We start from the raw sequence: 23,690 nt of genomic DNA, 5'->3' as shown, positions 1-23,690 counted from the left end.
TCCGGCTAACCTGTGCGCATGCCTCGCTACGAGTACCGCTGCCGGAGCTGCGGCGACACCTTCGAACTGAGCCGTCCCATGGCTGAGTCCTCCGCCCCCGCCGCCTGCCCGGCGGGCCACGACGACACGGTGAAGCTGCTGTCGACGGTCGCGGTCGGCGGCTCGGCGGGCTCGTCCGCCCCCGCGCCGTCGCCGGGCGGCGGTGGCGGTGGCGGTGGCGGCTGCTGCGGTGGGGGCTGCTGCGGCTGAGCCCGCGGGGCGGCCTCCCTCAGCTGCCCAGATAGCGCAGCACCGCCAGCACTCTGCGTGAATAGCCCTCACCTCCCGTCAGCTCCAGCTTGTCGAAGATCGCGTTGGTGTGTTTCTCCACGGCGCTCTGCGAGATGTGCAGCCGCCGCGCGATCGCCGCGTTGGTGTGCCCCTGCGCCATCTCGCCCAGCACGTCCCGCTCCCGTCCGGTGAGCCGGGCGAGCAGATCACTGTGCGTCGTACGGCCGAGGAGCTGGCGGACGACCTCGGGGTCGAAGGCCGCTCGCCCGGCGGCCACCCGCTCCAGCGCGTCCAGGAACTCGTCGATCTGGACCACCCGGTCCTTGAGCAGGTATCCGACTCCTTCCGTCTCCCCGGTCAGCAGCTCCGTCGCATACCGCTTCTCGACGTACTGCGAGAGCACCAGCACCCCGACCTGTGGCCACCGCTCGCGTATCTCCAGGGCCGCGCGCAGGCCCTCGTCGGTGTGCGTGGGCGGCATCCGGACATCGGCGACGACCACGTCCGGCGGGTCCTCGGCGACGGCCTTCAGCAGCAGCTCCGCATTGCCGACGGCCGCGAGCACCTCGTGCCCCTCCTCCGTCAGCAGCCGCACCAGCCCCTCACGCAGCAGGGTCGAGTCCTCGGCGAGGATCAGCCGCATGGCAGCTCCGCGGAGACCAGGGTGGGCCCACCCGGCGGGCTCACCACGCTGAGGCTGCCGTCGAGGGCGGCGACGCGGCGGGCGAGCCCGAACAGTCCGCTGCCGGCGGCGTCGGCCCCACCGCAGCCGTCGTCCTGGACGCTCACGTACATCCGTTCCTCCTCCGCTCTGACGGCGACGCTTATCCGGGTCGGCGCCGCGTGCTTGACCGCGTTCGTGACCGCCTCGCAGACGACGAAGTAGGCGACGGTCGCCACCGCCCGCTCGGGTTCGTCGGCGAGGTCGTACTCCACCCCCACCGGCACGGACGCCCGCTCGGCGACCGTCTCCAGCGCCGCCCGCAGCCCCGCCTCGTCCAGCGTCGTCGGATAGATCCGCCAGGCCACCTCGCGCAGCTCGTCCAGGGCGCGGCGGCTCTCGTCGTGGGCCTGGCCCAGCAGCCGGTCACGGCGGCCTGCCTCCTGGCTGCGGCGGGCCCGGCCGAGCAGCATGCCGAGGGCGACCAGACGCTGCTGGACACCGTCGTGCAGGTCCCGCTCGATGCGGCGCCGTTCGTCGTGGACCGCGTCCACCACGGCGGCGCGGCTGGCGGCCAGCTCCGCGATCCGCCGCTCCAGCTCCTCCTGGTGCCGCGGGCCGAGGAAGTGACGTGCGAGCTGCCCCTCCAGGCCGGCCACTCCGAATATTCCCTGCACGGCGAGGAACACGAGGAAGAGGCCGCCCAGACTGCCGAGGACGAACGAACCGGGGTTGCGTATGCCGTCCAGCAGGAACCAGCCGTACAGCCCGAAGGTGCCGTACCCCAGGCCGATGGCGGCCGTCAGCATCACCACCCCGCCCAGGGCGCCCAGCGCCCAGTGGCAGGCCACGTACCGCAGGGCGCGCGCGTCCTCGTACGCGGGGGTGATCCGGAGGTCCAGCCACATCCGCAGCCGGGCCCGCTCCAGCTCCGCCAGTATCCGCGCGCCCGCGAGAACCGGGCGCAGGACCGCACGGCGGGCGGCCGGCCAGGCCGCGACGGGCAGCAGGGCCACCCCGGCCAGCAGGGCGAAGAGCAGCTCGACGGCGGCCGTGGCGGTCCCCATGATCAGGCCCACCCCGCACCGCACCACACGTCGCGCCATGACTCGCATGATCGCGAGGCTAGCCGGGCACGGCAGCGGCGCACACTGCGGAAAACCGCAATTCCCGCCTGCGGTACACCGCAGTCGATCTTGCGGTCTTCCTCAGGGTCTCTTCAGCCGCCATTTTCTAGCGTGGTCGTCATGACAGCCATCGCAGCGCAGCCGGCCGCCGACAGCGGCGCGGCACCGCAGTGGATCAACGACCTCATGGACGCGCTCGGCGCACCGGGTGCCGGGCTCGCCATCGCTCTGGAGAACCTCTTTCCTCCACTGCCGAGCGAGGTGATCCTGCCGCTCGCCGGGTTCGCGGCGAGTTCCGGCCGGATGAACCTGATAGCCGTCCTGCTGTGGACGACAGCGGGTTCGGTGATCGGCGCTCTCGCCCTGTACGGGATCGGCGCGCTGCTCGGCCGGGATCGCACGGTGGCGATAGCGGGGAAGCTGCCGCTGGTGAAGGTCTCCGACATCGAGAAGACGGAGGCCTGGTTCCTCAAGCACGGGACCAAGGCGGTGTTCTTCGGCCGGATGATCCCGATCTTCCGCAGCCTGATCTCGGTACCGGCGGGCGTCGAGCGGATGCGGTTGCCCGTCTTCCTCGCCCTGACCACGCTGGGCAGCGCGATATGGAACACGGTCTTCGTCCTCGCGGGCTACGCGCTGGGCGACAACTGGTCCGAGGTCTCGGGCATCGCCTCCACGTACTCCAAGGTGATCCTCGCGATCGCGGCCCTGGCACTGCTGGTCTTCATAGGCATGCGTCTGCTGCGGCCGGGAGCCGGCAACCGCAGGCGTGGCCGCCGCACCGGCACCGGCACCGGCACCGGGGACGACGGTGCCGATGACACGGACGGCGAAGTCAGCGAGCCGGACTCACCGCGCGCAGGAACTCCCGAAGGATCCGCTCACCGGCCAGGACACCGCGCTCGGGCAAGGCGCTGATCGCCGGGGCCGTCCAGTCGGAGTCCGCCAGCTCGCCGTGGCCGGGGCGCCAGCCTCGGTCGGCGGCGAGCAGCAGGCCGGCGTCGAGCAGCGAGTCCCCGGCGGCGAGGGTGAGTTCGGCGCCGGTGCGGCGGGCGATCTCGTGGACGGCGGCGCTCTTGGTCAGCGGCCTGGGGACGGCGTAGATCTTGCGGCCCTGGAGGGACACGGTCCAGCCGCGGTTCTCGGCCCACACGGCGAGGTCCTTCACCCACTCCTCCGGCAGCAGTTCGCGCTCGACGACGAGGTAGGCGAAGAGGTCCTCGGCGACCCGGTGCTTGCGCACCCACAGCGGGTCGGCGGTGTTCATCAGGTGGTCGCGGACCTCGGCCAGCGAGGCGCACTCGTCGGCGAGCCGGGCGGTCACGCGTGCGTGCCAGTCGGGGTCCGAGACGCCGTCCACCAGCAGGTGGCCCCCATTGGCGCAGATCGCGTACTTCGGCACGGGGCCGGGGAGGTTGATCCGCTGGTACTGCTTGCGGGTGCGGGTGGTGGTCGGCACGAAGACGGCCGTGTCGCCGAGGTCGGTCAGCAGTTGAGCGGCGGTCTCGGTCATGTAGGAGAGGGGTTTGCTCTCGTAGACCTCCACGCAGAGCAGCCGGGGTGCCCGCAGGTCGGGCATGGTCAGTCCGAGCGCGGCCGCGGAGTAGATGAGCGTGCGGTCGAGGTCACTGGCGACGAGGACGGACATCAGAGCGCCACCGCCTTGCCGTCGGCGCCGGTAGCGCCCCGCGTGTACTTGGGGTGGATCAACCCGACGCAGGTGTAGGGCAGGTCGTCGACCTCCTCGACGGGCACGCCCCGCTGCTCGGCCAGCAGGCGTACGTGGTCCAGGTCCGCGCCGGCGCCGGTCCGGGCGAGGACCTTCCAGGGCACGCGGCGCAGCATCACGCGGGTGGTCTCGCCGACGCCGGGCTTGACGAGGTTCACGTCGTCGATGCCGTACTCCTCGCTGATCCGCTCGACGGCGGCCCAGCCCTCCCAGGTGGGGGTGCGGTCGGCGGCCAGCAGTTCCTTGGCCTGGGCGTGGACCGCGTCGGTGACGTCCGGGTAGTGCGCGGAGACGGCGTCGAGGAAGGCGGGTGACAGGTCGGCGCCGGCGAGTTCGCGATAGAACTTCGCGCCGTGGAAGTCGTGCGGGCCCACCAGGTCGGCGCGGAGCACGGTGCGGGATATCAGGCCGGAGACGGTGGAGTTGAGACAGGCGGAGGGGATGAGGAAGTCGTCGCGCGTGCCGTACGTGCGTACGCAGGAGCCGGGGTCGGCCAGCACGGCGATCTCCGGGTTGAAGCCGGTGACGCCGTCCGAGGCCCCGAAGTCGCGCAGGGCGGCGGCTAGTTCGCGGGTGATGGCGCCCTTGCCGGTCCAGCCGTCGACGAAGACGACGTCGGCGGGGTCGTGGTGGGCGGCCAGCCAGCGCAGTGCGTTGGCGTCGATGCCCCGGCCCCGGACGATCGACACGGCGTAGTGAGGGAGGTCGAGACCATGGCGGTACTGCGCCCAGCGGCGCATCAGGATGCCCACGGGGGTGCCCGCGCGGGCGAGGGAGACCAGGACGGGGCGGGGCGACCGCTCCGCGAGCACGATCTCGGTGACGGCACCGACGGCGCGCGCCAGCCGGGCGGCGGACGCGTCCAGGGCCGAGTGGAACAGCTCTTGGTACTGCTCGCTGGGCTGGTACTCCACGGGCAGCGACTCCGCGTAGTGCGCGCCGCCGCTCTGGATGGCCTCCTCGCGCTCCTCGGTCGGCGCCTCCAGCGTCACGTCCGAGAAGTCCTGGAGCAGCCAGCCGACCTCGTCGGACGCGTACGAGGAGAAGTCGGGGCCGCGCAGGGGCTCGGACAGCATGGAGGGCCTTTCGGGAGCGTGCGGGGCGTGCGGGACGTACGACGGGACGACCGCGAGCAGGACGTGCGGGACATGGGCGGCGAGCCGGCCCAGCAGCCCGTCGGGCGCGTGCAGCGCGGGGGTGTCGGCGGCGGAGTCGACGACGGCGACGACGGCGTCGAAGCCGGCGCCCGCGACGTTGTAGGCGTAGCGCTCGCCGGGGCCGTCCGCCGGGTCGTCGTGTGCGGGGAAGACCAGGCGGGTGCGTATGGCGTAGCCGGGGTCGTCGACCGCGAGGACGGGAGAGCGGGTGGTGGTGGAGTAGCGCACGTCGGCGTCGGTGGTCCGCTCGAGGGCGCCGGCCAGGCGGAGGGGGGCGTACATCAGTTCCTCGAAGCCGAGGACGAGCACGCGTCGGGCGCCGGCGTGCAGTGCGTCGGCGATGCGGGCCGCCATGCCGGGCAGCGCGTTCTCCAGCCGCTCGCGGTGCGCGGCCGTGAAGCCGTGCCGGCCGCCGTCGGGAACCCCGTCGGGCCAGCGCAGGTCGACGCGGGCCACCCGGCCGACGGCTCCCCCCGCACCGGATCCCGCACCCCCACCCACGCCCGCGCCCACACGCCCGGCCTCGTACCGCGCGACCAGTTCCTGCCCCTTCTCCAGAACCCCCGGCGGCAGCCGCACCGTGCCCGAGGCGGCCGTCACCAGGTCCACGCGGGCGCCGATCTCCCGGGCGAAGTCCTCCAGCCGGCCGGCGTCGGCGGGCGAGCGCATGTCGACCAGGGCGACCACGACGTACCGCTTGCGGGGATAGCGCTCGTGCAGGGCGCGGACGGTGTTGAGCACCGTGTTGCCGGTGGAGAACTCGTCGTCGACGAGGACGAGCGGCCCGTCGCCGGCCAGCAGCGCCGGGTCCTCGGGCAGCAGGAGGTGGGAGGTCGCGTGCGAGTGGGACTCCTCGAAACCGCCCGCCCGGCCGACCCCGGCGACCGGACGGCGGGTGGAGTGCAGGTAGGGGGCTGCGCCCAGGCCGTCGGCGACGGAGTGGCCGAGTCCGGTGGCGGTCTCCGCGTAGCCGAGGACGACCGCGTGTCCGGCCGTCTCGGCGCCGAGCAGGTCGCGGACGCGGCGGCCGAGGGCGACACCGTGGCCGTGGACGACGGAGGGCGACTGGGGGACGTGTTTGCCGAGCACGTTGGAGACGAGCAGGTGCGCCCGTTTGGGGTTGCGTCGCAGGGCGAGGCCCAGCAGGCCGGTCAGACTGTCGTCACCGGCGAGTTCGACACCGAGCCGCTCCGCGACCCAGCTGCCGGACCAGACTCCGGCGCGCCCCTCGGCGCGCGCCCTCTCGGTCATGTACTCGTGCCTCCCGTTGTCCATCTCGGCCTGGGCCCTTGCGTCGGTCGTGGATCGTTGCGGTCAGTCGGACAGTCCGGCGGCGAGCAGTTCCACGAAGCCGATGTCCTCGTTCGCCACCCCGAAGACCTCGGCGCGCAGCAGGGTCCGTTCGGCCCAGGCGCGGTGCGGCTTCACCTCGTTCATTTTGTTCGTGTAGGCGGACCTCATCACACCCCCGCCGCAGCGTTCCGGCCGCAGGATGTCCTGGGCGTCGCTGAACTCCTCGTGGCTGACGACGGACAGCGCGTGCACGGGGAGCACGTGCGAGGGGTGGATGCAGGTCTTGCCCAGCAGGCCGTTGGCGCGGTCCAGGGAGATCTCCCGCAGCAGGCCGTCCATCGAGTGCTCGATCAGTTTCTGGCGCAGTCCGACGGCCTGGCCCTCCAGGAAGGGGCTCTGCCGCAGCTGCGGTTTGAACATCCTCTCCGGGACGCGGAAGTACTCCCACACGGGCCCGGTCACGGTGAATCCGGTGCCGTCGGCGCGGGCGAGCATGTTCACCACGTCGGCGATCACGGAGGCGACGATCTGGACGTCGTACGCCGTCATGTCGGGGCCCCGGCGCAGCCCGTAGGAGGAGCAGAAGTCGGTCACGCCGAGCCGCAGGGCGAGCACGCGGTCGCGGTACTTGTCGACCGCGCGGAAGATCCCCTCCAGCGTCTGTACCCGGGACTCCCGGTACAGCAGGTCAGGGGATTCCAGGACCGGCATGGCGAAGAGCCTGCGGCCACTGGCGGCCTCCGCGGCGGCGAGTGCCTCCAGGAAGGGCACGCCGCGTTCCTCGGTGAACTTCGGCAGCACGAATCCGGACAGCAGCCGCACGGCGGGGCCGAGGCGGCGCACGAGGTCGGGTATCTGCTCGGGGGTGCGGACCCGGACGAACAGGAGGGGGATGTCGGCGTCGGAACGTTTCGCCAGATCGTTGAGGTGACGGACGAGGTTGGCCTCACCGACCGGTACGTCGGCGTCGTCGATCGAGTCCTCCAGGCACAGCACCATCGACACCACACCGCGCGCGCCCTGCTTGAGGATGTCGTCGGCGAGATTCGGCCGGGTGGCGGGGCTGTAGAGCGTGGCACCCAGGGCCGCGGAGAGCAGCCGGGCCGGGGAGTCCGCCGAGAAGGCGCAGGGCTCCTGGTGGAACAGACGCTTCCGCACTTCAGGGGCAATCTGTCCGAAATGACGCATTTAAACTCCCCCGTGGTGTCTGGGCAACCTGTGAATCGTCGAAAGGTGGCCGGTAATAGTACGTACGTATCCATGTCGGAGGTTCCCACCGGGCATGAATTCCAGGTAACCCGGCCATGTCTTCGATGGCCACCCGGGAGGGCGGACACGGGTCGAGTACCCGCCCCCGCGTTGTCGTGACCAGGACCGAGAGGGCAGGATGACCGCATGACGCACGCGATGCTGAAGGGATCGAACGTCCCGCTGCAAGCCACCACGGTACGCGCCGTGCTGCGCTGGACACCCGGGTCCGGGGCCCCTGACATCGACGCCTCCGCGTTGCTGCTGGGTCCGGACGGCCGCGTGCGCTCCGACGAGGACTTCGTCTTCTACAACCAGCCCCGGCACCCCTCCGGCCAGGTCTGGCGGCTCGGCAAGAAGCGGGTCGCCGAGGGCCTGACCGACACGATCCAGACAGACCTCTCCCGGGTGGAGCCCTCGGTCGGGCGGATCCTGCTGGTGGCGTCCGCGGACGGGGTCACCTTCGACCGTGTGCGGTCCCTGCGCATCCTGGTGCACGACGCCGCCTCGGCCGACGCGGAACCGCTGGCGTACTTCGACGTGAAGCCGGAGACGGGCCAGGAGACGGCGCTGATCTGCGGCGAGCTGTACCGGCGCGGGGAGGGCTGGAAGTTCCGGGCGCTGGGCGAGGGGTACTCCAACGGGCTCAAGGGCCTGGCGACCGACTTCGGCATCTCGGTGGACGAGTCGGAGGGGGCGGAGGACCCCCTGTCGGCCCCCCGCTCCGAGCCGACGTTCCCGCCCGCGCAGCCCGGCCCCGCGCAGACCCCCGCCACCCAGCCCGCGCCCGCCCAGCCGGTGGTCGATCCCGAGCAGCCGACGACCGTCCAGCCCCTCCCGGGGGCCTCTGGGCCGCTGCCGCCGGAGCAGCCCGCGGGCGTGCCCGCACAGCCCGCGTACGGCTTTCCGCAGCAACCGCCGGCCACCCAGCCCGCCTATGGCTACCCGCAGCCCACCGGAGCGCCTGGGTACGGATATCCGCAGGCCCCGGCCGCGGTCGGGGCCGCGCAGTCCGGCTACGGCTATCCGCAGCCGGTCGCCACGGCACCCGACCCTGACTTCCGGATGCCGCCGCAGGGACCACAGTTCGTCGGGCGCTAGCCGGCCCGGCGACACGACGACCCGGCAGCCCCACGACTCGGCGCTGAAGGCGGACCTTAGCGGTCCGCCTTGCTCTTGTGGCCGCGCCCCCACTGAAGGCCCCAGCCGTAGAGCCGGTCCAGTTCGCCCTGGAAGCCGTACACGAACTTCACCTCGCGGCGGACGAAGATCTCGCCCTTGACGTTCTCGATCATCACCACGGCGCAGGACCGGGCCTGGGGATGGCGTTCGTCCAGGCCTATCTCGATGCGGGGGCCGTTGCTCGGGTAGAGCGTGACGATGGCGTGCGTCCGGTCGAAGGCCGGGGTCTGGTCGTAGATGTAGGCGAAGAGCAGGAGGCGCTTGATGGCGTCCTTGTGGTCGAGGTTGACGTATATCGTCTCGCCGGAGGCCGAGCCGAACCGGTCGTCACCGCTGAGCTTGACGTACGGCGGGGCGTTGACGTCGCCCAGGAAGCCGCCGAGCGGCTGGACGACGCCGCGGGTGCCGTCCATGAGTTCGTAGAGGCAGCCGAGGTCGAGGTCGACGTTGACCATGCTCTGGCTGTGGCCGACCACCTCAGGCGGCTTGAGCGCCTTGAAGGGGTGCCGCAGCAGGCTCTCGCGCTGGGCGCCCATGATGTCCGACGTGCGCATGCGCCAGGCCAGGTTGACGCGCAGGTGGCCGGTGGCCGCGCCCTGCTTGGTCAGGGAGACCTGGCTGTGCCGTTTGGTCAGCTGGATGGAGTTGGTCGCCGCGCTGCCCGAGTCGAAATCGGACTCGCGGCCGCGCCACAGTCCGTCCAAGAAGCCCATTACCGCCCCCACCTTGTTCCGACCGCCGACGGGGCGGCCCCGAGGAGTCGTCCTCGTCGGCCGCCCCGCTCAGAGCGTTCCTCGTCCGGGCCGGGTTCACACCAGTGGTGCGGGCGCACCGGGGGCGAACCCGGCCCGGGGACGGAGTGCTTTCACACCCCGGAGGAGACCTCCGTCTTCTCCTGATCGCCGCCGGCCGCCGCGAGCGCGCGGTTGCGGCGCACCGAGGACCAGAAGGAGGCGCCGATCAGGACCACGCCGATGAGGCCCGTGATGATCTCGTTGATCTCGTACTGGATGGTCACCAGCAGGATGACGGCCAGGGCGCCGATGGCGTAGTGGGCGCCGTGCTCCAGGTAGACGTAGTCGTCGAGGGTGCCCTGGCGGACCAGGTAGACGGTCAGCGACCGGACGTACATGGCGCCGATGCCGAGGCCGAGGGCCATCAGGACGATGTCGTTGGTGATGGCGAAGGCGCCGATGACACCGTCGAAGGAGAACGACGCGTCCAGGACCTCCAGGTAGAGGAACATGAAGAACGCGGCCTTGCCGGCCAGCTTGACGGCCGACTTGGGCTTACCCTCGCGCTCGGCCTTCTCCTCGGCCTCGTGCTCGCGCTCCTCCTCCTCTTCGAGCTTCTCCTCGAAGAAGCTGGAGAGGCCGCCCACGACGAGGTAGGTGATCAGACCCGCGATGCCGGAGAGCAGGACCGTCTCCGCCTTGTCGGCGTGGGTGCCGCCGTGCTGGTGGGCGTGGGCGCCGAAGGTGATCGCGGAGACCAGCAGAACGACCAGGGCGATGCAGACCGACAGCATGTCGACCTTGCCGAGCTTGGCCAGCGGGCGCTCCAGCCAGCCCAGCCACTTGATGTCCCGGTCCTCGAAGATGAAGTCGAGGAAGATCATCAGGAGGAACATGCCACCGAAGGCGGCGATCGACGGATGGGCGTCCGTCACCAGCTCCTGGTAGCGGTCCTTGTCGGTCAGGGCGAGGTCGACGGCCTCGATCGGGCCGAGGGACGCGCTCACCGCGACGATGACGACCGGGAAGATCAGGCGCATGCCGAAGACGGCGATCAGGATGCCGATGGTGAGGAAGATCTTCTGCCAGAAGGCATTCATCTTCTTCAGGATCCCGGCGTTGACCACCGCGTTGTCGAAGGACAGCGAGATCTCCAGGACGGACAGGATCGCCACGACGCCGAAGGCGGTCCACCCCCCGTAGAAGACCGCGGCCACCAGGCCGAGCGCGGTGACCGCGAACGACCACCCGAAGGTTTTCAGAACCACTGGCTACCCAATCGTGTGTGTACGGGGCTCCCCCGCGCCGTACGCGGCTTTACGAAACGTTGACTCCGAAGTCTAGAGCGATGCCGCGCAGCCCCGACGCGTACCCCTGCCCCACGGCGCGGAACTTCCATTCGCCCTGGTAGCGATAGAGCTCACCGAAGATCATCGCGGTCTCCGTGGAGGCGTCCTCGCTGAGGTCGTAGCGGGCGAGTTCCTGGCCGTCGGCCTGGTTGACGACCCGGATGAAGGCGTTGCTGACCTGGCCGAAGGCCTGGCCGCGCTCGTCGGCCGCGTGGATCGAGACCGGGAAGACGATCTTGTCGCAGTGGGCGGGCACCGCGGAGAGGTCGACCAGGATCGACTCGTCGTCGCCGTCGCCCTCGCCGGTGAGGTTGTCGCCGGTGTGCTCGATCGAGCCGTCCGGGCTCTTGAGCTGGTTGTAGAACACGAACCACTCGTCGCCGAGCACCCGGCCGTTGCCGCACACGAGGGCGCTGGCGTCGAGGTCGAAGGGTGCTCCGGTGGTGGAACGCGCGTCCCAGCCGAGTCCGACCAGAACCTGGGTGAGGTTCGGTGCGGCCTTGGACAGGGAGACGTTGCCGCCCTTGGCAAGCGTGACGCCCATGGTGATGGTCCCTCCCCGGGTGATGATTCCTGGAGTTCCTGCGCGTCCGGCGCCGCACGTAAACCGTGCGGCGCCGGACGATCGGGGCGGGTGCCCCGGTGGTTCTGGTCGCTCAGACGTTCACGCCGAAGTCCTGGGCGATGCCGCGCAGGCCCGAGGCGTAGCCCTGGCCGATGGCGCGGAACTTCCACTCCGCGCCGTGCCGGTACAGCTCGCCGAAGACCATCGCGGTCTCCGTGGAGGCGTCCTCCGACAGGTCGTAGCGGGCGATCTCGGCGCCGCCGGCCTGGTTGACGACGCGGATGAACGCGTTGCGCACCTGGCCGAAGGACTGCTGGCGGTTCTCGGCGTCGTAGATGGAGACCGGGAAGGTGATCTTCTCGACGTCGGCCGGGACGGTGGCCAGGTCGATCTTGATCTGCTCGTCGTCGCCCTCGCCCTCACCGGTGAGGTTGTCACCCGTGTGCTCGACGGACCCGTCCGGGCTCTTCAGGTTGTTGAAGAAGATGAAGTGCGCGTCACTGGCGACCTTGCCGCCGCTGTTCAGCAGCAGCGCGCTGGCGTCGAGGTCGAAGTCCGTACCGGTGGTGGTGCGGATGTCCCACCCCAGACCGACGATGACCGCGGTCAGGCCGGGGGCCTCCTTGGTCAGCGATACGTTGCCGCCCTTGCTGAGGCTGACTCCCACGAGTCCTCCATTGGTGTCCAGGGGCGGGGTGCCCCGTAGTGCGTGGATATCGGATCAACGATTCGATCCTAGTGACGGGTTCCCGCCCCCCGCAGGCCCTGCGGCCGACAAATCGCGGTGTCGGGTCACGGGTGCCGGGTCACAGGGTGTCGAGCGCCTTCACGTACTCGTTCAGGTCGCGGGCGTCCGGCAGACCGTTGACGACGGTCCAGCGCACGACGCCCTCACGGTCGATGATGAAGGTGCCGCGGACGGCGCAGCCCTTGTCCTCGTCGAAGACGCCGTAGGAGCGCGAGACGTTGCCGTGCGGCCAGAAGTCGGACAGCAGCGGGTACTCCAGGCCCTCCTGCTCGCCGAAGACGCGCAGGGTGTGGATGGAGTCGTTGGAGACGGCGAGCACCTGGGTGTCGCGGTCGGAGAACTGCGGCAGGTTGTCGCGCACCTCGCACAGCTCGCCGGTGCACACGCCGGTGAACGCGAACGGGTAGAAGAGCAGCACCACGTTCTTCTGGCCGTGGAAGTCGGACAGCCGGACGGTCGCGCCGTGGTTGTCCTTCAGCTCGAAGTCGGGGGCCTTGTCGCCGACCTGGATCGCCATGTCCTGTTCGTCCCTTCCGGAGGTGTTCGCTGGAAACACCCTACGCAGGGATCATCGCGAACCCGCGGACGGGCCGACCGAGGCCGGCCCGTCCTGAGTCCGGGGTGATGCGGAGGCCGTGCGGCTACCGCTTGGACTTGGCGGCCTTGGGCGTCGCCAGCCGGCTGCCGCTCCAGTCCTTGCCTACGCTGACGCTCTTGGACGCCGTCAGTCCGGCGGTCGTCGCGGCTTCCGAGATGTCGCTGGCCTCGACGTATCCATCACGGCCGGTCTTCGGCGTGAGAAGGAGGATCGACCCGCCCTCTTCGATGTACGTGGTGGCATCCACCAGCGCATCCGTCAGGTCGCCGTCGTCGTCACGGAACCACAGCACGACGGCGTCGGCCACGTCCTCGTAGTCCTCGTCCACCAGCTCGCCCTCGACGGCGCCCTCGATGGCCTCGCGGAGCTCCTGGTCGACGTCGTCGTCGTAGCCGATCTCCTGGACCACCTGCCCGGGCTGGAACCCCAGCCTGGCGGCAGGGTTCGTCCGCTCCTCCGCGTGGTCCGCGGTCGCGCTCACGGGTTGCCTCCTGATCATGTTTCGGTAGATGTCTTCAGCCTCGCGCGTGCGCGAAGCTTGGCCGTAGTCCACACGGGCGGGACCGATCGCGCAAGTACCCGGCGTCTGGGACCGCCGAAACGGTGACGATCCCGGCCGTGTCGCCGCAACTCCAGCCATGCCGTCCAGACCAAAGGTGACGTACACCACACCTATCTGCCCCGTTTGCGTATTTGGGAACCATGTGTGGGTACGAGACTCGAATGAACGTGCCCCCGATCCCCGCGAAGGAACCGGTTACCCCACGGTACAGATGACGATTGCCCCCGTGAGGTACACGATGGGGAACCGGCGGGTAATCGGCGCAGACACCCGGCCAAGTAGCCCTCTGAGAGCGAAGGAACAGCGTGGCTTCCGCATCCGATCGCAATCCGATCATCATTGGCGGCCTTCCGAGTCAGGTTCCTGACTTCGACCCCGAGGAAACCCAGGAGTGGCTCGACTCCCTCGACGCCGCCGTCGACGAGCGCGGCCGGGAGCGGGCCCGCTTCCTGATGCTGCGGCTGATCGAGCGCGCCCGCGAGAAGCGCGTGGCCGTGCCCGAGATGCGCAGCACGGACTACGTCAACACCATCCCGACCAAGAGCGAGCCGTTCTTCCCCGGCAACGAGGAGATCGAGCGCAAGATCCTCAACGCCACCCGGTGGAACGCCGCGGTGATGGTCTCGCGCGCGCAGCGGCCCGGTATCGGCGTCGGCGGCCACATCGCGACGTTCGCCTCCTCGGCCTCCCTGTACGACGTGGGCTTCAACCACTTCTTCCGCGGCAAGGAGGACGGCGACGGCGGTGACCAGGTCTTCTTCCAGGGGCACGCCTCGCCGGGCATCTACGCCCGCGCGTTCCTGCTGGACCGGCTCAGCGAGCAGCACCTGGACGGGTTCCGGCAGGAGAAGTCGGCGGCGCCGCACGCCCTGTCGTCGTACCCGCACCCGCGGTCGATGCCGGACTTCTGGGAGTTCCCGACCGTCTCGATGGGCCTCGGCCCGATCGGCGCGATCTATCAGGCGCGGATGAACCGCTACATGCACGCGCGCGGGATCGCGGACACCTCCCGTTCGCACGTGTGGGCCTACCTCGGCGACGGCGAGATGGACGAGCCGGAGTCGCTGGGCCAGCTCTCCATCGCCGCCCGCGAGGGCCTGGACAACCTGACCTTCGTGGTCAACTGCAACCTCCAGCGCCTGGACGGCCCGGTACGCGGCAACGGCAAGATCATCCAGGAGCTGGAGTCCGTCTTCCGGGGCGCCGGCTGGAACGTGATCAAGCTGGTGTGGGACCGCACCTGGGACCCGCTGCTCGGCCAGGACCGCGACGGTGTGCTGGTCAACCGGATGAACACCACGCCGGACGGGCAGTTCCAGACGTACGCCACCGAGTCCGGGGCGTACATCCGCGACCACTTCTTCGGCGACGACCACCGGCTGCGCGCGATGGTCGAGAACATGACCGACGACCAGATCCTGCACCTGGGGCGCGGCGGCCACGACCACCGGAAGATCTACGCGGCCTACAAGGCGGCGCTGGAGCACAAGGGCCAGCCGACGGTCATCCTGGCCAAGACGATCAAGGGCTGGACGCTCGGACCGAACTTCGAGGGCCGCAACGCCACCCACCAGATGAAGAAGCTGACGGTCGACGACCTGAAGCGCTTCCGCGACCGGCTGCACCTGCCGATCTCCGACCAGGAGCTGGAGTCCGGCCCGCCGCCGTACTACCACCCGGGCCGGGACACGGAGGAGATGCAGTACATGCACGACCGCCGGCTCGGTCTGGGCGGGTACGTCCCGACGCGGGTCGTGCGGTCGAAGCCGCTCGCCCTGCCGGACGACAAGACGTACGCGACCGTGAAGAAGGGGTCGGGTCAGCAGTCCATCGCGACGACGATGGCCTTTGTGCGACTGCTGAAGGACCTCATGCGGGACAAGGAGATCGGCAAGCGTTTCGTGCTGATCGCGCCGGACGAGTACCGCACCTTCGGCATGGACTCGTTCTTCCCGAGTGCGAAGATCTACAACCCGCTCGGGCAGCAGTACGAGTCCGTGGACCGGGATCTGCTGCTCGCCTACAAGGAGGCGCCGACCGGGCAGATGCTGCACGACGGCATCTCGGAGGCGGGCTGCACGGCCTCGCTGATCGCGGCGGGTTCGGCGTACGCGACGCACGGCGAACCGCTCATCCCGGTCTACGTCTTCTACTCGATGTTCGGCTTCCAGCGCACCGGCGACCAGTTCTGGCAGATGGGCGACCAGCTGTCGCGCGGTTTCGTGCTGGGCGCGACCGCGGGACGCACGACGCTGACCGGTGAGGGCCTCCAGCACGCGGACGGCCACTCGCAGCTGCTGGCCTCGACCAACCCGGCGTGCGTGGCGTACGACCCGGCGTTCGGCTTCGAGATCGCGCACATCGTCAAGGACGGCCTGCGCCGGATGTACGGCGGGGACGAACACCACCCGCACGGCGAGGACGTCTTCTACTACCTCACGGTCTACAACGAGCCGATCCAGCACCCGGCCGAACCGGAGGGCGTGGACGTCGAGGGCATCCTCAAGGGCGTGTACCGCTTCAGCGAGGGCACGGACGGCTCGATCCCGGCGCAGATCATGGCCTCCGGGGTCGCGGTGCCGTGGGCCGTCCAGGCCCAGCGGATCCTCGCCGAGGAGTGGAACGTACGCGCCGACGTCTGGTCGGCGACCTCCTGGAACGAGCTGCGGCGCGAGGCGGTGGCGTGCGAGGAGCACAATCTGCTGCACCCCGAGGAGGAGCAGCAAGTGCCCTGGGTGACCCGGAAGCTGGCGGGTGCGCAGGGGCCGTTCGTGGCCGTGTCCGACTGGATGCGGTCGGTGCCGGACCAGATCGCCCGGTGGGTGCCGGGGACGTACCAGTCGCTGGGCGCGGACGGGTGGGGCTTCGCCGACACGCGCGGGGCCGCACGGCGGTTCTTCCACATCGACGCGGAGTCGATCGTGGTGGCCGTGCTGAGCGAGCTGGCGCGGGAGGGGAAGGTCGACCGGTCGGTGCTGAAGCAGGCGATCGACCGGTACCGGCTGCTCGACGTCGCCGCGGCCGACCCGGGCGTGGCCGGCGGGGACGCGTGACGCGCACGCGGACGAGCACACGATGAGGGGCGCCCCGGCCGGACGGCCGGGGCGCCCCTCTCACTCATGCGCCGTGGGTGCGCGGCCCGTCAGAACATGCCGTTGTTCACGCCCGCCGAACCGGCGAGCCAGACGATCGCCAGCAGTGTGTCGATCGCGCCCAGCACGAAGGCGACCACGGCGGGCACCGGGCGGGAACCCGCCCAGCTGCGTCCCATGGCGAGCCAGCCGCAGACCATCGCGGCGGGGCCCAGGACGATGCCCAGCTGGAAGAAGCCCGCCACCGCGCACACGACTCCGATGATCCCGAGCGTCGCACGGTCCGGCCCGGTCCGTGCGCCTGTCCGGCCACGTGAGCGGGGGTACCCGCGCGATCCCTGTCCGAAGCTCGCCATCATCAACTCCCTCGATTCCTCGTGGAGTTCGGGTACCCCCGTACGGCGCCTTATGCCCGCCGCGCGCGCTGCCCCCCTCCAGCAGCGCGCCGCAGCGTGCCGTCCCCCATGTCCTGCGGAGGACTTGACCCACTGTGACCTGCGCGGCCCGCCGGAGGGGAGGGTTCGCCGGTCCTGTCACCCTGATGGGCGAACGGGGACCGGCGGTCCGTCAGATGTGCCCCATGCCGGCGCCGCCGTCCGCGTTCACGCCGCGCTTGGTGAGGAAGGCGACCCCCACGGCCACGACCGCGACACCGGCGGCCACCAGCGAGGCCAGGCTCATGCCGTCGATGAAGGTGTTGTGGGCGACGTCGGCGATCTTCGCGGCGATCTGCTCCGGGGTGCCCGGGGCCACCGGCGGGACGCCGACCTGGACCGCCTCGGAGGCCTGGTGGGCCTGTTCCGGCGTCAGTTCGGGAAGCCCCGCGTCCGCCCAGTTGCCCGCCAGGTCGCTGTCGACCTTGGAGGCCATGACCGCGCCGAGGACGGCGGTGCCGAGGCTGCCGCCGATCTGCATCGCCGCCTGCTGGAGACCGCCGGCCACACCGGACAGCTCCATCGGCGCGTTGCCGACGATGACCTCGGTGGCGCCGACCATGACGGGCGCGAGGCCGAGGCCCAGCAGGGCGAACCAGATCGACATCACGACGCTGCCGGTGTCCGTCTCCAGCGTGGAGATGCCGTACATGGCGATCGCGGTGCAGGCCATGCCGCCGGCCAGCGGGACGCGCGGGCCGACCTTGGTGATCATCGCGCCGGCCAGCGGCGAGGCGACGATCATCATGGCGGTGAGCGGCAGCAGGTGGAGACCGGCGTCGACCGGGCTCATGCCGTGCACGTTCTGCAGGTAGAAGGTGACGAAGAACAGGCCGCCCAGGAACGCGATGGCCATCAGGACCATCAGCACCACACCGGCCGACAGCGCCACCGAACGGAACATCGCCAGCGGGATCAGCGGCTCCCGGACCCTGGTCTCCCAGAGGGAGAAGAGGACGAAGCCCACCAGCGAGGCGCCGATGAACAGCCAGGTCTTGCCGTCGCCCCAGCCCCACGCCGGGGCCTTGATCAGCGCCCAGACGAGGCAGAACATCGAGGCGGACAGCAGCACGATGCCGAGGATGTCGAAGGAGCGCGGCGCGTTCTCCGCGCGGTGGTCCAGGAGGATCATGACGCCGAGAACGACGGCGATGATGCCCACCGGCACGTTGATGAAGAACACCGACTGCCAGTTGACGTGCTCGACCAGCACGCCGCCGAGGATCGGGCCGCCCGCGGTGGAGGCGCCGATCACCATGCCCCAGATGCCGATGGCCATGTTCAGCTTCTCGGCCGGGAAGGTCGCCCGCAGCAGGCCGAGCGCGGCCGGCATCAGCAGCGCGCCGAACAGGCCCTGGAAGACGCGGAGGACGATGACCGCCCCGATGCTGCTGGAGATGCCGATGGCACCGGAGGAGGCGGCGAAGCCCGCCACACCTATGAGGAAGGTCTGCCGGTGCCCGAAGCGGTCACCGAGCTTGCCCGCGGTGATCAGGGCGACCGCGAGGGCGAGGAAGTAGGCGTTGGTGATCCACTGGACGTCGGCGAGGCTGGCGTCCAGGTCGTCCTGGATGGCCGGGTTGGCGATCGCCACGATGGTGCCGTCCAGGGCCACCATCATGACCCCGACCGCGACGGTGACGAGGGTGACCCACGGATGGCCGCGCAGCCCCTTGGCGGGCGCGGAACCCGACGGGACGCCGTCCCCCGGTCCGGTCTTGTCGATGGTGGTCTGACTAGTCATACGGTGAGGCTAATGACAGCCACTGACAGTTGACAAACCAATTCACGTGTCAGTAACTGACATGTCATCTGCGTATAGCCTGAACTGCGGAAACACACCGCGGCACCCTGGTGGAGGAGCGAACTTTTGGGCCTGCGCGAACTCAAGAAGCAGCGCACCCGGGACCTCCTGCTGCGCTCCGCCCTCGAGTTGTTCACCGAGCGCGGGTACGAGGAGACGACCGTCGACGACATCGCCGACGCGGCCGACGTCTCGCAGCGCACCTTCTTCCGCTACTTCGCCTCCAAGGAGGACGCGGCGTTCTTCGTGTCGCGGCTCGCGGAGTCGCACTTCGTCGAGGCCGTGCGCGCGCGCCCGCCCGGGGAGGCGCCGCTGGACGCGCTGCGCCTGTCCCTGGTGGAGAGCTGGAGCACCATCGGCGAGGCCGTCGAGCAGGTGATCCCGATGGAACTGCACCTGCGCTTCTACCGGGTGATCGAGTCGACGCCCGCGCTGCTCGCCGCCCATCTGCGGCGCGCGACGGAGCTGGAGGAGGAGATCGCGCGCCTCGTCGCCGACCGCGAGGGCCTCGACGTGGAGGAGGATCCGCGGCCGCGGGTGGTCGTCGCCGTCTTCGGGGCGGTCATGCGGGTGACCGAACGGATCTGGTCGGCCCGGGACGACGCCGGTCTCGCGGCGCTGCGTGACCTGACGGCCTCCTATCTGGACCAGGTGGCACCGGCGCTCACCGGCGACTGGCGGGGCCCCGACGACCGTCCGCTCGCCGAGCGTGCAGGTTCAACCCCGCAGCGCATTAGCGAAACGTGATCCGTGTCACTGGATTCACGCGAGACCCTCCCGTTCTCCTAGTGTGTCCTCCCAGTGACTTCCTTCGACACCTCCCCGCAGCTGAACGTCTGGCGCGCACTGCTCGCTCTGGCCGTGGTGTTCGTGATGCTGGCGACCACCGGCTGGACCGCGCTGCGCAACCAGCGGGGCCCCACGGCACTCGAGGCGTCCGTCTCGGCCTGGGAGCACGGCCGGATCGGCGGGCGCTCGCTGCCCGACGCGCACACGACCCCCACCCGGCTGGCCCGCTTCTTCGCCTCGCTCGGTGAATGGCAGCGCGAGAGCCTGGCCCGCCGCTACCCGCTGGCCGTCGGCAACATGAACGGCGCCCCCGTCCAGCTGCGCTACCTCGCCAACCGGACGGCGCTCGAGAAGGCGCGGTCGGTGGAGCGGGCGCGCGTGCACGACAAACGCCTGTCCCTGTCCGGCCAGCGCGAGGCCGCGAAGCGCATGAACCACTACGACTCGCTGCTCGCACCCGGCCGGCACATCCTCGCCTTCGACCCGGCGGGCGGGGGCAAGGTCGCCGAGGTGTTCGGGAACCTCGACCACGCTGAACGCGTGTCCGTGGTGGTGCCGGGTGTCGACACCGAACTGGTCACCTTCGAGCGCACCACACGCAAGTACTCGGCCCCCGTCGGCATGGCCGAGTCGCTGTACGAGGCCGAGCGCACCGCGAGCCCCGACACGCGGACGGCCGTGATCGCGTGGGCCGACTACACCTCCCCCAGCGGCCTCGGCATGGAGGCGGCCACGGCGACCCGCGCCGAGCAGGGCGCCGACCGGCTGAACGGGCTGCTGCGGGCGCTGCCCGGCCGGGCCCCCGTCTCGCTGTTCTGCCACAGCTACGGCTCGGTGGTGTGCGGCCTCGCCGCCGACACGCTGCCCCTCCGGGTGACCGACATAGCGGTGGCCGGCAGCCCCGGCATGCGTGCCGAGAACGCCTCCCACCTGCACACCTCCGCCCGCGTATGGGCGATGCGGGACAGCGACGACTGGATCCGGGACGTGCCCTACCTGGAGGTCGGCGGGCTTGGGCACGGCGCCGACCCCGTGTCCGCCGCCTTCGGGGCCCGGGTGCTGTCGGCGCGCGGCGCCCAGGGGCACAGCGGCTACTTCGTGCCGGGCACGGAGAGCCTGCGCAACTTCGCGGAGATCGGCGTTGGCGCATACCGCACGGTCGCCTGTGCGGGAGAAGGTGACACATGCCGGGCGGGTTTGTCCGCGGCGACGGCGGCCGGACGCGCGTAGAGGCGCAGAAACTCCGGTTTGCACGGGGAGGGGACGGAGAGGCTCGTGCCGCATACGATGAGCCGCATGGGTGACGTACTGGCCGGATTTCATGCCGCCTGGGAGTTCGAGTCCGACTCCGTGCTCATCCGTTACGAACGGGGGATTCGAACACCCAAGCTCTTTCAGGCCCTGGGGGAACGCCGGGTGCCCCTGGAGGCCATCGCCGGGGTGACGCTCACGCCGGGCCGGCGCGGCAGCGTGGTGCTGCGCGTCGAGCCGCGCGAGGGCGCCGATCCGCTGATCGCGGCGGCGGCCGGACAGCTGAAGGAGGGCTGCGACCCGTACCGGCTGGTGCTGCCCGCCGAGCGGGAGACGCTGGCGGAGTACTACGCCGACGAGCTGCGCGGACTGCTGAACGGATCCGGAGCCTGCGAACCGGCGGACCGGTACCTGGTGGCCGCGCCCGACGCGCCGCTGAACTTCAAGGCGTACGACGGGAAGGCGTCCTTCGACGGGAAGGCGGTGTCCTTCCGGTGGTCCTGGACCGGCGCGTCCTCGGCGAAGTGGAAGGCCGGCGACCAGAGCTTCCCGGTCGCCGACCTGGGCGGGGTGGAGTGGCGGTCCCCGGAGGTGTTCGAGGGGTACCTCCGGCTGCTGCCGCGCGACGCCGCGGGGGCCGTTCCGCAGGCCGACCAGGACCCGGCGTCCGTCGTGTTCGGGCTCGGGTACGGGCCCGTGCACGAGTCGCTGCCGTTCGCGGCGGCGGTGCTGGCGGCGGTGCGGGAGAGGGGCGCCGGCGCACCCGTTCCGGTTCCGGTGCCGGCACCCCGGCGGGATCCCGCGGACATCGCCGAGCGGATCCGGCATCTCGGGGAGCTGCACCAGCAGGGGCTGGTGACGGACGAGGAGTTCTCCTCGAAGAAGGCGGAGTTGCTGGCGGAGCTGTGACGCGCCTGCCGGGTTCGGTTCATCGCAGGGTGCGGGTCGTGGACGGCCGGTCGCGCAGTTCCCCGCGCCCCTAGCAAGTGCGCTCACCGGCGCCCGGAGAGCGGCCGTCTATTCGCGGCCCGCCGACGTGAACGTCATGTCCGCGTAGCGGTCGCCCGACACCTTCTCCGCGATCGGCTCCAGGGACGACAGCTCGTCCGGGGTCAGGACGATCCTCGTCGCCGCCGCGTTCTCCTCCACCCGCGTCGGCCTCCGGGTGCCCGGGATCGGGATCACCGGCAGGCCGTGCGCCTGGGCCCGCTGCTGGGCCCAGGCCAGGGCGATCTGGCCGAGGGTGGCGTCGTGGGCCTCCGCGACGGCGCGGACCGGGTCGAGGAGGGCCGCGTTGGCCTCCGCGTTGTCGCCAGTGAAGCGGGGCTGCCGGCGGCGGAAGTCGTCCGCGGTGAGGTCCTGGTCGGCGTTGGCGAAGGAGCCCGTGAGGAAGCCCCGGCCGAGCGGCGAGTACGGGACGAGGGCCACGCCCAGTTCGCGGGCGGCCGGGACCACGCCCGCCTCGATGTCGCGGCTGAACAGCGACCACTCCGACTGCACGGCGGCGATCGGATGCACCGCCTGTGCGGCCCGCAGCTCGTCGCCCGTCACCTCGCTGAGGCCCAGGTGCTTGACCTTGCCCTCGCGGACCAGGTCGGCCATGACGGCGACGGTCTCCTCGATCGGCACGTTCACGTCGCGCCGATGCATGTAGTAGAGGTCGATCACGTCGACGCCCAGGCGGTCCAGGCTCGCCTCGACCGACCGGCGGACGTACGGCGGGTCGTTGCGGATGATCCGCTTCGCCGGGTCGTCCGGCGGGATCGACAGGGCGAACTTGGTCGCGATCACGACCTCGTCGCGGTGCGCCGCGAAGAACGGCGCCAGGAAGCGCTCGTTGTCGCCGGCGCCGTACGCGTCGGCCGTGTCGTACAGCGTGACGCCCAGCTCCAGCGCCCGCTCCAGGGTGGCCCGCGACGCGTCGGCGTCCGACGGGCCGTACCCGAAGCTCATGCCCATGCAGCCGAGGCCCTGGACGCCCACCTCCGGGCCGTCGTCGCCGAGCCGCGTCGTGGGGATCCTGCCGTCCGTCATCGGGTCCTCTCCCCTTCACGGGAACGTCCGGCGTCCCCATAGAAGCTGATCTTCCGGTCGAGCACGGCGAGGGTGTCCTGGAGTTCGGTGATCCGCGTCAGTACGTCGCGGCGCGTCGACTCGAGGAGTTCCCGCCGGTCCGGGTAGGTGCTCTCGCCCTCGCGCACCAGCTCCGCGTACCTGACCATGTCGGCGACCGGCATGCCGGTCATGCGCAGCTTGCCGACGAAGTCGAGCCAGTCCAGGTCGCGGTTGCTGTAGCGGCGCTGGCCCGTGTGCGAGCGGTCGATGTGGGACATCAGACCGATCCGCTCGTACCAGCGCAGGGTGTGCGCCGTCAGCCCGCTGAAGGCGACGACCTCGCTGATGGTGTAGCGGTCGTCTCCGTCGGGGCGCGGGTGGCGCGGGGGCGGAGCGGAGCAGACGTCTGTTCTGGTGGCGTTCGGCGCGAGTGTCCCGGCCGTGTTCTGCATCACCGTCATGCACGCAACGCTATGACCTTGGAGTGCACTCCAGGCAAGCGACGGCTTCGGAAGGGGAGGGAAAACCGCGGGACACGCGGCGGGCGGATCACTAGCGTGCGGGCATGAGTCCCGTACGCCGTGCCGCCGCCGAGGACGCGGAGGAAGTGCTCCGTCTGCGCCAAGTGATGATCGACGCGATGCACTCCGCGTCTCCCACCGACTGGCAGGCCGCTTCCCTGCCCGCCCTGCGGTCCCGGCTGGCCGACCCGGACGGGGAGTTCGCGGCGTTCGTCGTCGACCACCCGGACCGGCCCGGCACGCTGGCGGCGCTGGTGGTGGGAACCCTGGAGTACCGCATCGGCGGGCCGGACCGGCCGCCCGGCGGACTGATCGGTTACGTGTTCAGCGTCGCGACCGACCCGGACGCCCGGCGCCGCGGCTACGCGCGTGCGTGCATGGACGAGCTGCTGGGCTGGTTCCGCGCGCGGGGCGCCGGCCACGTCATGCTCACCGCGTCCGAGGACGCCGAGCCGCTGTACGCGTCGATGGGCTTCACGCGGGACACCACCCCCTCGATGAGGCTGTACCTCTGAGCCGCT

At 70.6% G+C, this 23,690-nt stretch carries 23 protein-coding genes; 8 read left to right on the top strand and 15 right to left on the bottom strand.

Annotation, left to right across the window (positions count from 1 at the left end):
- Window positions 1–18 precede the first annotated feature (18 nt).
- Window positions 19–249 (top strand): FmdB family zinc ribbon protein, encoded by a 231-nt coding sequence (locus tag ACZ67M_RS03420; RefSeq protein ID WP_393562560.1) that lies wholly within the window; start codon window positions 19–21, stop codon window positions 247–249.
- Between the two features lie 19 nt (window positions 250–268).
- On the opposite strand, the gene ACZ67M_RS03415 is transcribed toward ACZ67M_RS03420, so the two are convergent.
- Window positions 269–913 (bottom strand): response regulator transcription factor, encoded by a 645-nt coding sequence (locus ACZ67M_RS03415; RefSeq protein WP_392008830.1) that lies wholly within the window; start codon window positions 911–913, stop codon window positions 269–271.
- Window positions 904–2,046 (bottom strand): sensor histidine kinase, encoded by a 1,143-nt coding sequence (locus ACZ67M_RS03410; RefSeq protein WP_355826236.1) that lies wholly within the window; start codon window positions 2,044–2,046, stop codon window positions 904–906. Before ACZ67M_RS03410 ends, ACZ67M_RS03415 begins: the two co-directional genes overlap by 10 nt.
- Window positions 2,047–2,178: 132 nt before the next feature.
- Between ACZ67M_RS03410 and ACZ67M_RS03405 the strand changes: the two genes are divergently transcribed.
- Window positions 2,179–2,976 carry a DedA family protein gene (locus ACZ67M_RS03405; protein WP_385799288.1) on the top strand — a complete coding sequence of 266 codons (798 nt, stop codon included), beginning with the start codon at window positions 2,179–2,181 and terminating at the stop codon, window positions 2,974–2,976.
- Here ACZ67M_RS03405 and ACZ67M_RS03400 read toward each other — a convergent pair.
- The 3 genes from ACZ67M_RS03400 to ACZ67M_RS03390 all read right to left on the bottom strand — a co-directional run bounded on the left by ACZ67M_RS03400 (window position 2,894) and on the right by ACZ67M_RS03390 (window position 7,425).
- Entirely contained in the window at window positions 2,894–3,706 is an 813-nt protein-coding gene (locus tag ACZ67M_RS03400) for an HAD family hydrolase (protein WP_469849389.1), read from the bottom strand. The genes ACZ67M_RS03405 and ACZ67M_RS03400 overlap by 83 nt on opposite strands.
- On the bottom strand, window positions 3,706–6,195 hold the full coding sequence (locus tag ACZ67M_RS03395) for a phosphoribosyltransferase (RefSeq protein WP_469849387.1): 2,490 nt from the start codon (window positions 6,193–6,195) through the stop codon (window positions 3,706–3,708). The genes ACZ67M_RS03400 and ACZ67M_RS03395 overlap by 1 nt, the downstream gene beginning before the upstream one ends.
- Window positions 6,196–6,258: 63 nt before the next feature.
- Window positions 6,259–7,425, bottom strand: a complete 1,167-nt coding sequence (locus ACZ67M_RS03390) for an HpcH/HpaI aldolase/citrate lyase family protein (RefSeq protein WP_385799292.1) — start codon at window positions 7,423–7,425, stop codon at window positions 6,259–6,261.
- Window positions 7,426–7,632: 207 nt separating this feature from the next.
- On the opposite strand from ACZ67M_RS03390, the gene ACZ67M_RS03385 reads away from it, so the two are divergent.
- Window positions 7,633–8,586: a TerD family protein gene (locus ACZ67M_RS03385; protein ID WP_469849386.1), complete on the top strand. Its 954-nt coding sequence runs from the start codon at window positions 7,633–7,635 to the stop codon at window positions 8,584–8,586.
- Between the two features lie 56 nt (window positions 8,587–8,642).
- Here the strand turns inward: ACZ67M_RS03385 and ACZ67M_RS03380 are convergent, their stop codons facing one another.
- The 6 genes from ACZ67M_RS03380 to ACZ67M_RS03355 all read right to left on the bottom strand — a co-directional run bounded on the left by ACZ67M_RS03380 (window position 8,643) and on the right by ACZ67M_RS03355 (window position 13,142).
- Window positions 8,643–9,380 carry a TerD family protein gene (locus ACZ67M_RS03380; RefSeq protein ID WP_122620332.1) on the bottom strand — a complete coding sequence of 246 codons (738 nt, stop codon included), beginning with the start codon at window positions 9,378–9,380 and terminating at the stop codon, window positions 8,643–8,645.
- Between the two features lie 152 nt (window positions 9,381–9,532).
- Window positions 9,533–10,669: a DUF475 domain-containing protein gene (locus ACZ67M_RS03375; RefSeq protein WP_361355225.1), complete on the bottom strand. Its 1,137-nt coding sequence runs from the start codon at window positions 10,667–10,669 to the stop codon at window positions 9,533–9,535.
- A gap of 49 nt (window positions 10,670–10,718) precedes the next feature.
- The gene (locus ACZ67M_RS03370; RefSeq protein ID WP_361355223.1) at window positions 10,719–11,294 is read right to left on the bottom strand and encodes a TerD family protein; all 576 of its coding nucleotides are present in this window, start codon (window positions 11,292–11,294) and stop codon (window positions 10,719–10,721) included.
- A gap of 112 nt (window positions 11,295–11,406) precedes the next feature.
- The gene (locus ACZ67M_RS03365) at window positions 11,407–11,982 is read right to left on the bottom strand and encodes a calcium homeostasis/redox stress adaptation protein (protein ID WP_053130137.1); all 576 of its coding nucleotides are present in this window, start codon (window positions 11,980–11,982) and stop codon (window positions 11,407–11,409) included.
- Window positions 11,983–12,121: 139 nt separating this feature from the next.
- A complete protein-coding gene (locus ACZ67M_RS03360; protein WP_392100548.1) occupies window positions 12,122–12,580 on the bottom strand; it encodes a peroxiredoxin in 459 nt (152 codons plus the stop codon).
- 124 nt (window positions 12,581–12,704) lie between these two features.
- Complete coding sequence (locus tag ACZ67M_RS03355; protein ID WP_166661640.1) at window positions 12,705–13,142, bottom strand: DUF3052 domain-containing protein; 438 nt, start codon at window positions 13,140–13,142, stop codon at window positions 12,705–12,707.
- A 386-nt stretch (window positions 13,143–13,528) separates the two neighbouring features.
- Between ACZ67M_RS03355 and aceE the strand changes: the two genes are divergently transcribed.
- Entirely contained in the window at window positions 13,529–16,276 is a 2,748-nt protein-coding gene (gene aceE / locus ACZ67M_RS03350) for a pyruvate dehydrogenase (acetyl-transferring), homodimeric type (protein WP_392235037.1), read from the top strand.
- 89 nt (window positions 16,277–16,365) lie between these two features.
- On the opposite strand, the gene ACZ67M_RS03345 is transcribed toward aceE, so the two are convergent.
- Together ACZ67M_RS03345 and ACZ67M_RS03340 are read right to left on the bottom strand one after the other, a co-directional pair.
- Complete coding sequence (locus ACZ67M_RS03345) at window positions 16,366–16,674, bottom strand: small hydrophobic protein (protein WP_361355217.1); 309 nt, start codon at window positions 16,672–16,674, stop codon at window positions 16,366–16,368.
- 208 nt (window positions 16,675–16,882) lie between these two features.
- Window positions 16,883–18,493 carry an MFS transporter gene (locus ACZ67M_RS03340; RefSeq protein WP_361355214.1) on the bottom strand — a complete coding sequence of 537 codons (1,611 nt, stop codon included), beginning with the start codon at window positions 18,491–18,493 and terminating at the stop codon, window positions 16,883–16,885.
- 126 nt (window positions 18,494–18,619) lie between these two features.
- Between ACZ67M_RS03340 and ACZ67M_RS03335 the strand changes: the two genes are divergently transcribed.
- The 3 genes from ACZ67M_RS03335 (at window position 18,620) to ACZ67M_RS03325 (ending at window position 21,502) form a co-directional block, all read left to right on the top strand.
- Window positions 18,620–19,300: a TetR family transcriptional regulator gene (locus ACZ67M_RS03335; protein ID WP_392235041.1), complete on the top strand. Its 681-nt coding sequence runs from the start codon at window positions 18,620–18,622 to the stop codon at window positions 19,298–19,300.
- 54 nt (window positions 19,301–19,354) lie between these two features.
- Window positions 19,355–20,572 (top strand): alpha/beta hydrolase, encoded by a 1,218-nt coding sequence (locus ACZ67M_RS03330; RefSeq protein WP_361355208.1) that lies wholly within the window; start codon window positions 19,355–19,357, stop codon window positions 20,570–20,572.
- A gap of 66 nt (window positions 20,573–20,638) precedes the next feature.
- Window positions 20,639–21,502 (top strand): DUF4429 domain-containing protein, encoded by an 864-nt coding sequence (locus ACZ67M_RS03325; RefSeq protein ID WP_469849382.1) that lies wholly within the window; start codon window positions 20,639–20,641, stop codon window positions 21,500–21,502.
- Between the two features lie 108 nt (window positions 21,503–21,610).
- On the opposite strand, the gene ACZ67M_RS03320 is transcribed toward ACZ67M_RS03325, so the two are convergent.
- Together ACZ67M_RS03320 and ACZ67M_RS03315 are read right to left on the bottom strand one after the other, a co-directional pair.
- Complete coding sequence (locus tag ACZ67M_RS03320) at window positions 21,611–22,627, bottom strand: aldo/keto reductase (RefSeq protein ID WP_469849381.1); 1,017 nt, start codon at window positions 22,625–22,627, stop codon at window positions 21,611–21,613.
- Complete coding sequence (locus ACZ67M_RS03315; RefSeq protein ID WP_361355200.1) at window positions 22,624–23,109, bottom strand: MerR family transcriptional regulator; 486 nt, start codon at window positions 23,107–23,109, stop codon at window positions 22,624–22,626. Before ACZ67M_RS03315 ends, ACZ67M_RS03320 begins: the two co-directional genes overlap by 4 nt.
- 104 nt (window positions 23,110–23,213) lie before the next feature.
- On the opposite strand from ACZ67M_RS03315, the gene ACZ67M_RS03310 reads away from it, so the two are divergent.
- Window positions 23,214–23,684 carry a GNAT family N-acetyltransferase gene (locus ACZ67M_RS03310; RefSeq protein ID WP_361355197.1) on the top strand — a complete coding sequence of 157 codons (471 nt, stop codon included), beginning with the start codon at window positions 23,214–23,216 and terminating at the stop codon, window positions 23,682–23,684.
- Window positions 23,685–23,690 lie beyond the last annotated feature (6 nt).

It is taken from the genome of Streptomyces sp. NPDC107500, assembly GCF_055582785.1.
The sequence above is the reverse complement of the archived record's forward strand: the minus strand, read 5'-3'. Positions and strand labels throughout refer to the sequence as shown.

What these genes read in the sequence shown, in the direction of transcription:
- ACZ67M_RS03415 (WP_392008830.1), bottom strand. Translation starts at nt 913, where the DNA reads ATGCGGCTGATCCTCGCCGAGGACTCGACCCTGCTGCGTGAGGGGCTG.
- ACZ67M_RS03400 (WP_469849389.1), bottom strand. Translation starts at nt 3,706, where the DNA reads ATGTCCGTCCTCGTCGCCAGTGACCTCGACCGCACGCTCATCTACTCC.
- ACZ67M_RS03360 (WP_392100548.1), bottom strand. Translation starts at nt 12,580, where the DNA reads ATGGCGATCCAGGTCGGCGACAAGGCCCCCGACTTCGAGCTGAAGGAC.
- ACZ67M_RS03345 (WP_361355217.1), bottom strand. Translation starts at nt 16,674, where the DNA reads ATGATGGCGAGCTTCGGACAGGGATCGCGCGGGTACCCCCGCTCACGT.
- ACZ67M_RS03310 (WP_361355197.1), top strand. Translation starts at nt 23,214, where the DNA reads ATGAGTCCCGTACGCCGTGCCGCCGCCGAGGACGCGGAGGAAGTGCTC.
- ACZ67M_RS03340 (WP_361355214.1), bottom strand. Translation starts at nt 18,493, where the DNA reads ATGACTAGTCAGACCACCATCGACAAGACCGGACCGGGGGACGGCGTC.
- ACZ67M_RS03380 (WP_122620332.1), bottom strand. Translation starts at nt 9,380, where the DNA reads ATGGGCTTCTTGGACGGACTGTGGCGCGGCCGCGAGTCCGATTTCGAC.
- ACZ67M_RS03385 (WP_469849386.1), top strand. Translation starts at nt 7,633, where the DNA reads ATGACGCACGCGATGCTGAAGGGATCGAACGTCCCGCTGCAAGCCACC.
- ACZ67M_RS03395 (WP_469849387.1), bottom strand. Translation starts at nt 6,195, where the DNA reads ATGACCGAGAGGGCGCGCGCCGAGGGGCGCGCCGGAGTCTGGTCCGGC.
- ACZ67M_RS03390 (WP_385799292.1), bottom strand. Translation starts at nt 7,425, where the DNA reads ATGCGTCATTTCGGACAGATTGCCCCTGAAGTGCGGAAGCGTCTGTTC.
- ACZ67M_RS03410 (WP_355826236.1), bottom strand. Translation starts at nt 2,046, where the DNA reads ATGCGAGTCATGGCGCGACGTGTGGTGCGGTGCGGGGTGGGCCTGATC.
- ACZ67M_RS03420 (WP_393562560.1), top strand. Translation starts at nt 19, where the DNA reads ATGCCTCGCTACGAGTACCGCTGCCGGAGCTGCGGCGACACCTTCGAA.
- ACZ67M_RS03370 (WP_361355223.1), bottom strand. Translation starts at nt 11,294, where the DNA reads ATGGGCGTCACGCTTGCCAAGGGCGGCAACGTCTCCCTGTCCAAGGCC.
- ACZ67M_RS03315 (WP_361355200.1), bottom strand. Translation starts at nt 23,109, where the DNA reads ATGACGGTGATGCAGAACACGGCCGGGACACTCGCGCCGAACGCCACC.
- ACZ67M_RS03320 (WP_469849381.1), bottom strand. Translation starts at nt 22,627, where the DNA reads ATGACGGACGGCAGGATCCCCACGACGCGGCTCGGCGACGACGGCCCG.
- ACZ67M_RS03405 (WP_385799288.1), top strand. Translation starts at nt 2,179, where the DNA reads ATGACAGCCATCGCAGCGCAGCCGGCCGCCGACAGCGGCGCGGCACCG.
- ACZ67M_RS03325 (WP_469849382.1), top strand. Translation starts at nt 20,639, where the DNA reads ATGGGTGACGTACTGGCCGGATTTCATGCCGCCTGGGAGTTCGAGTCC.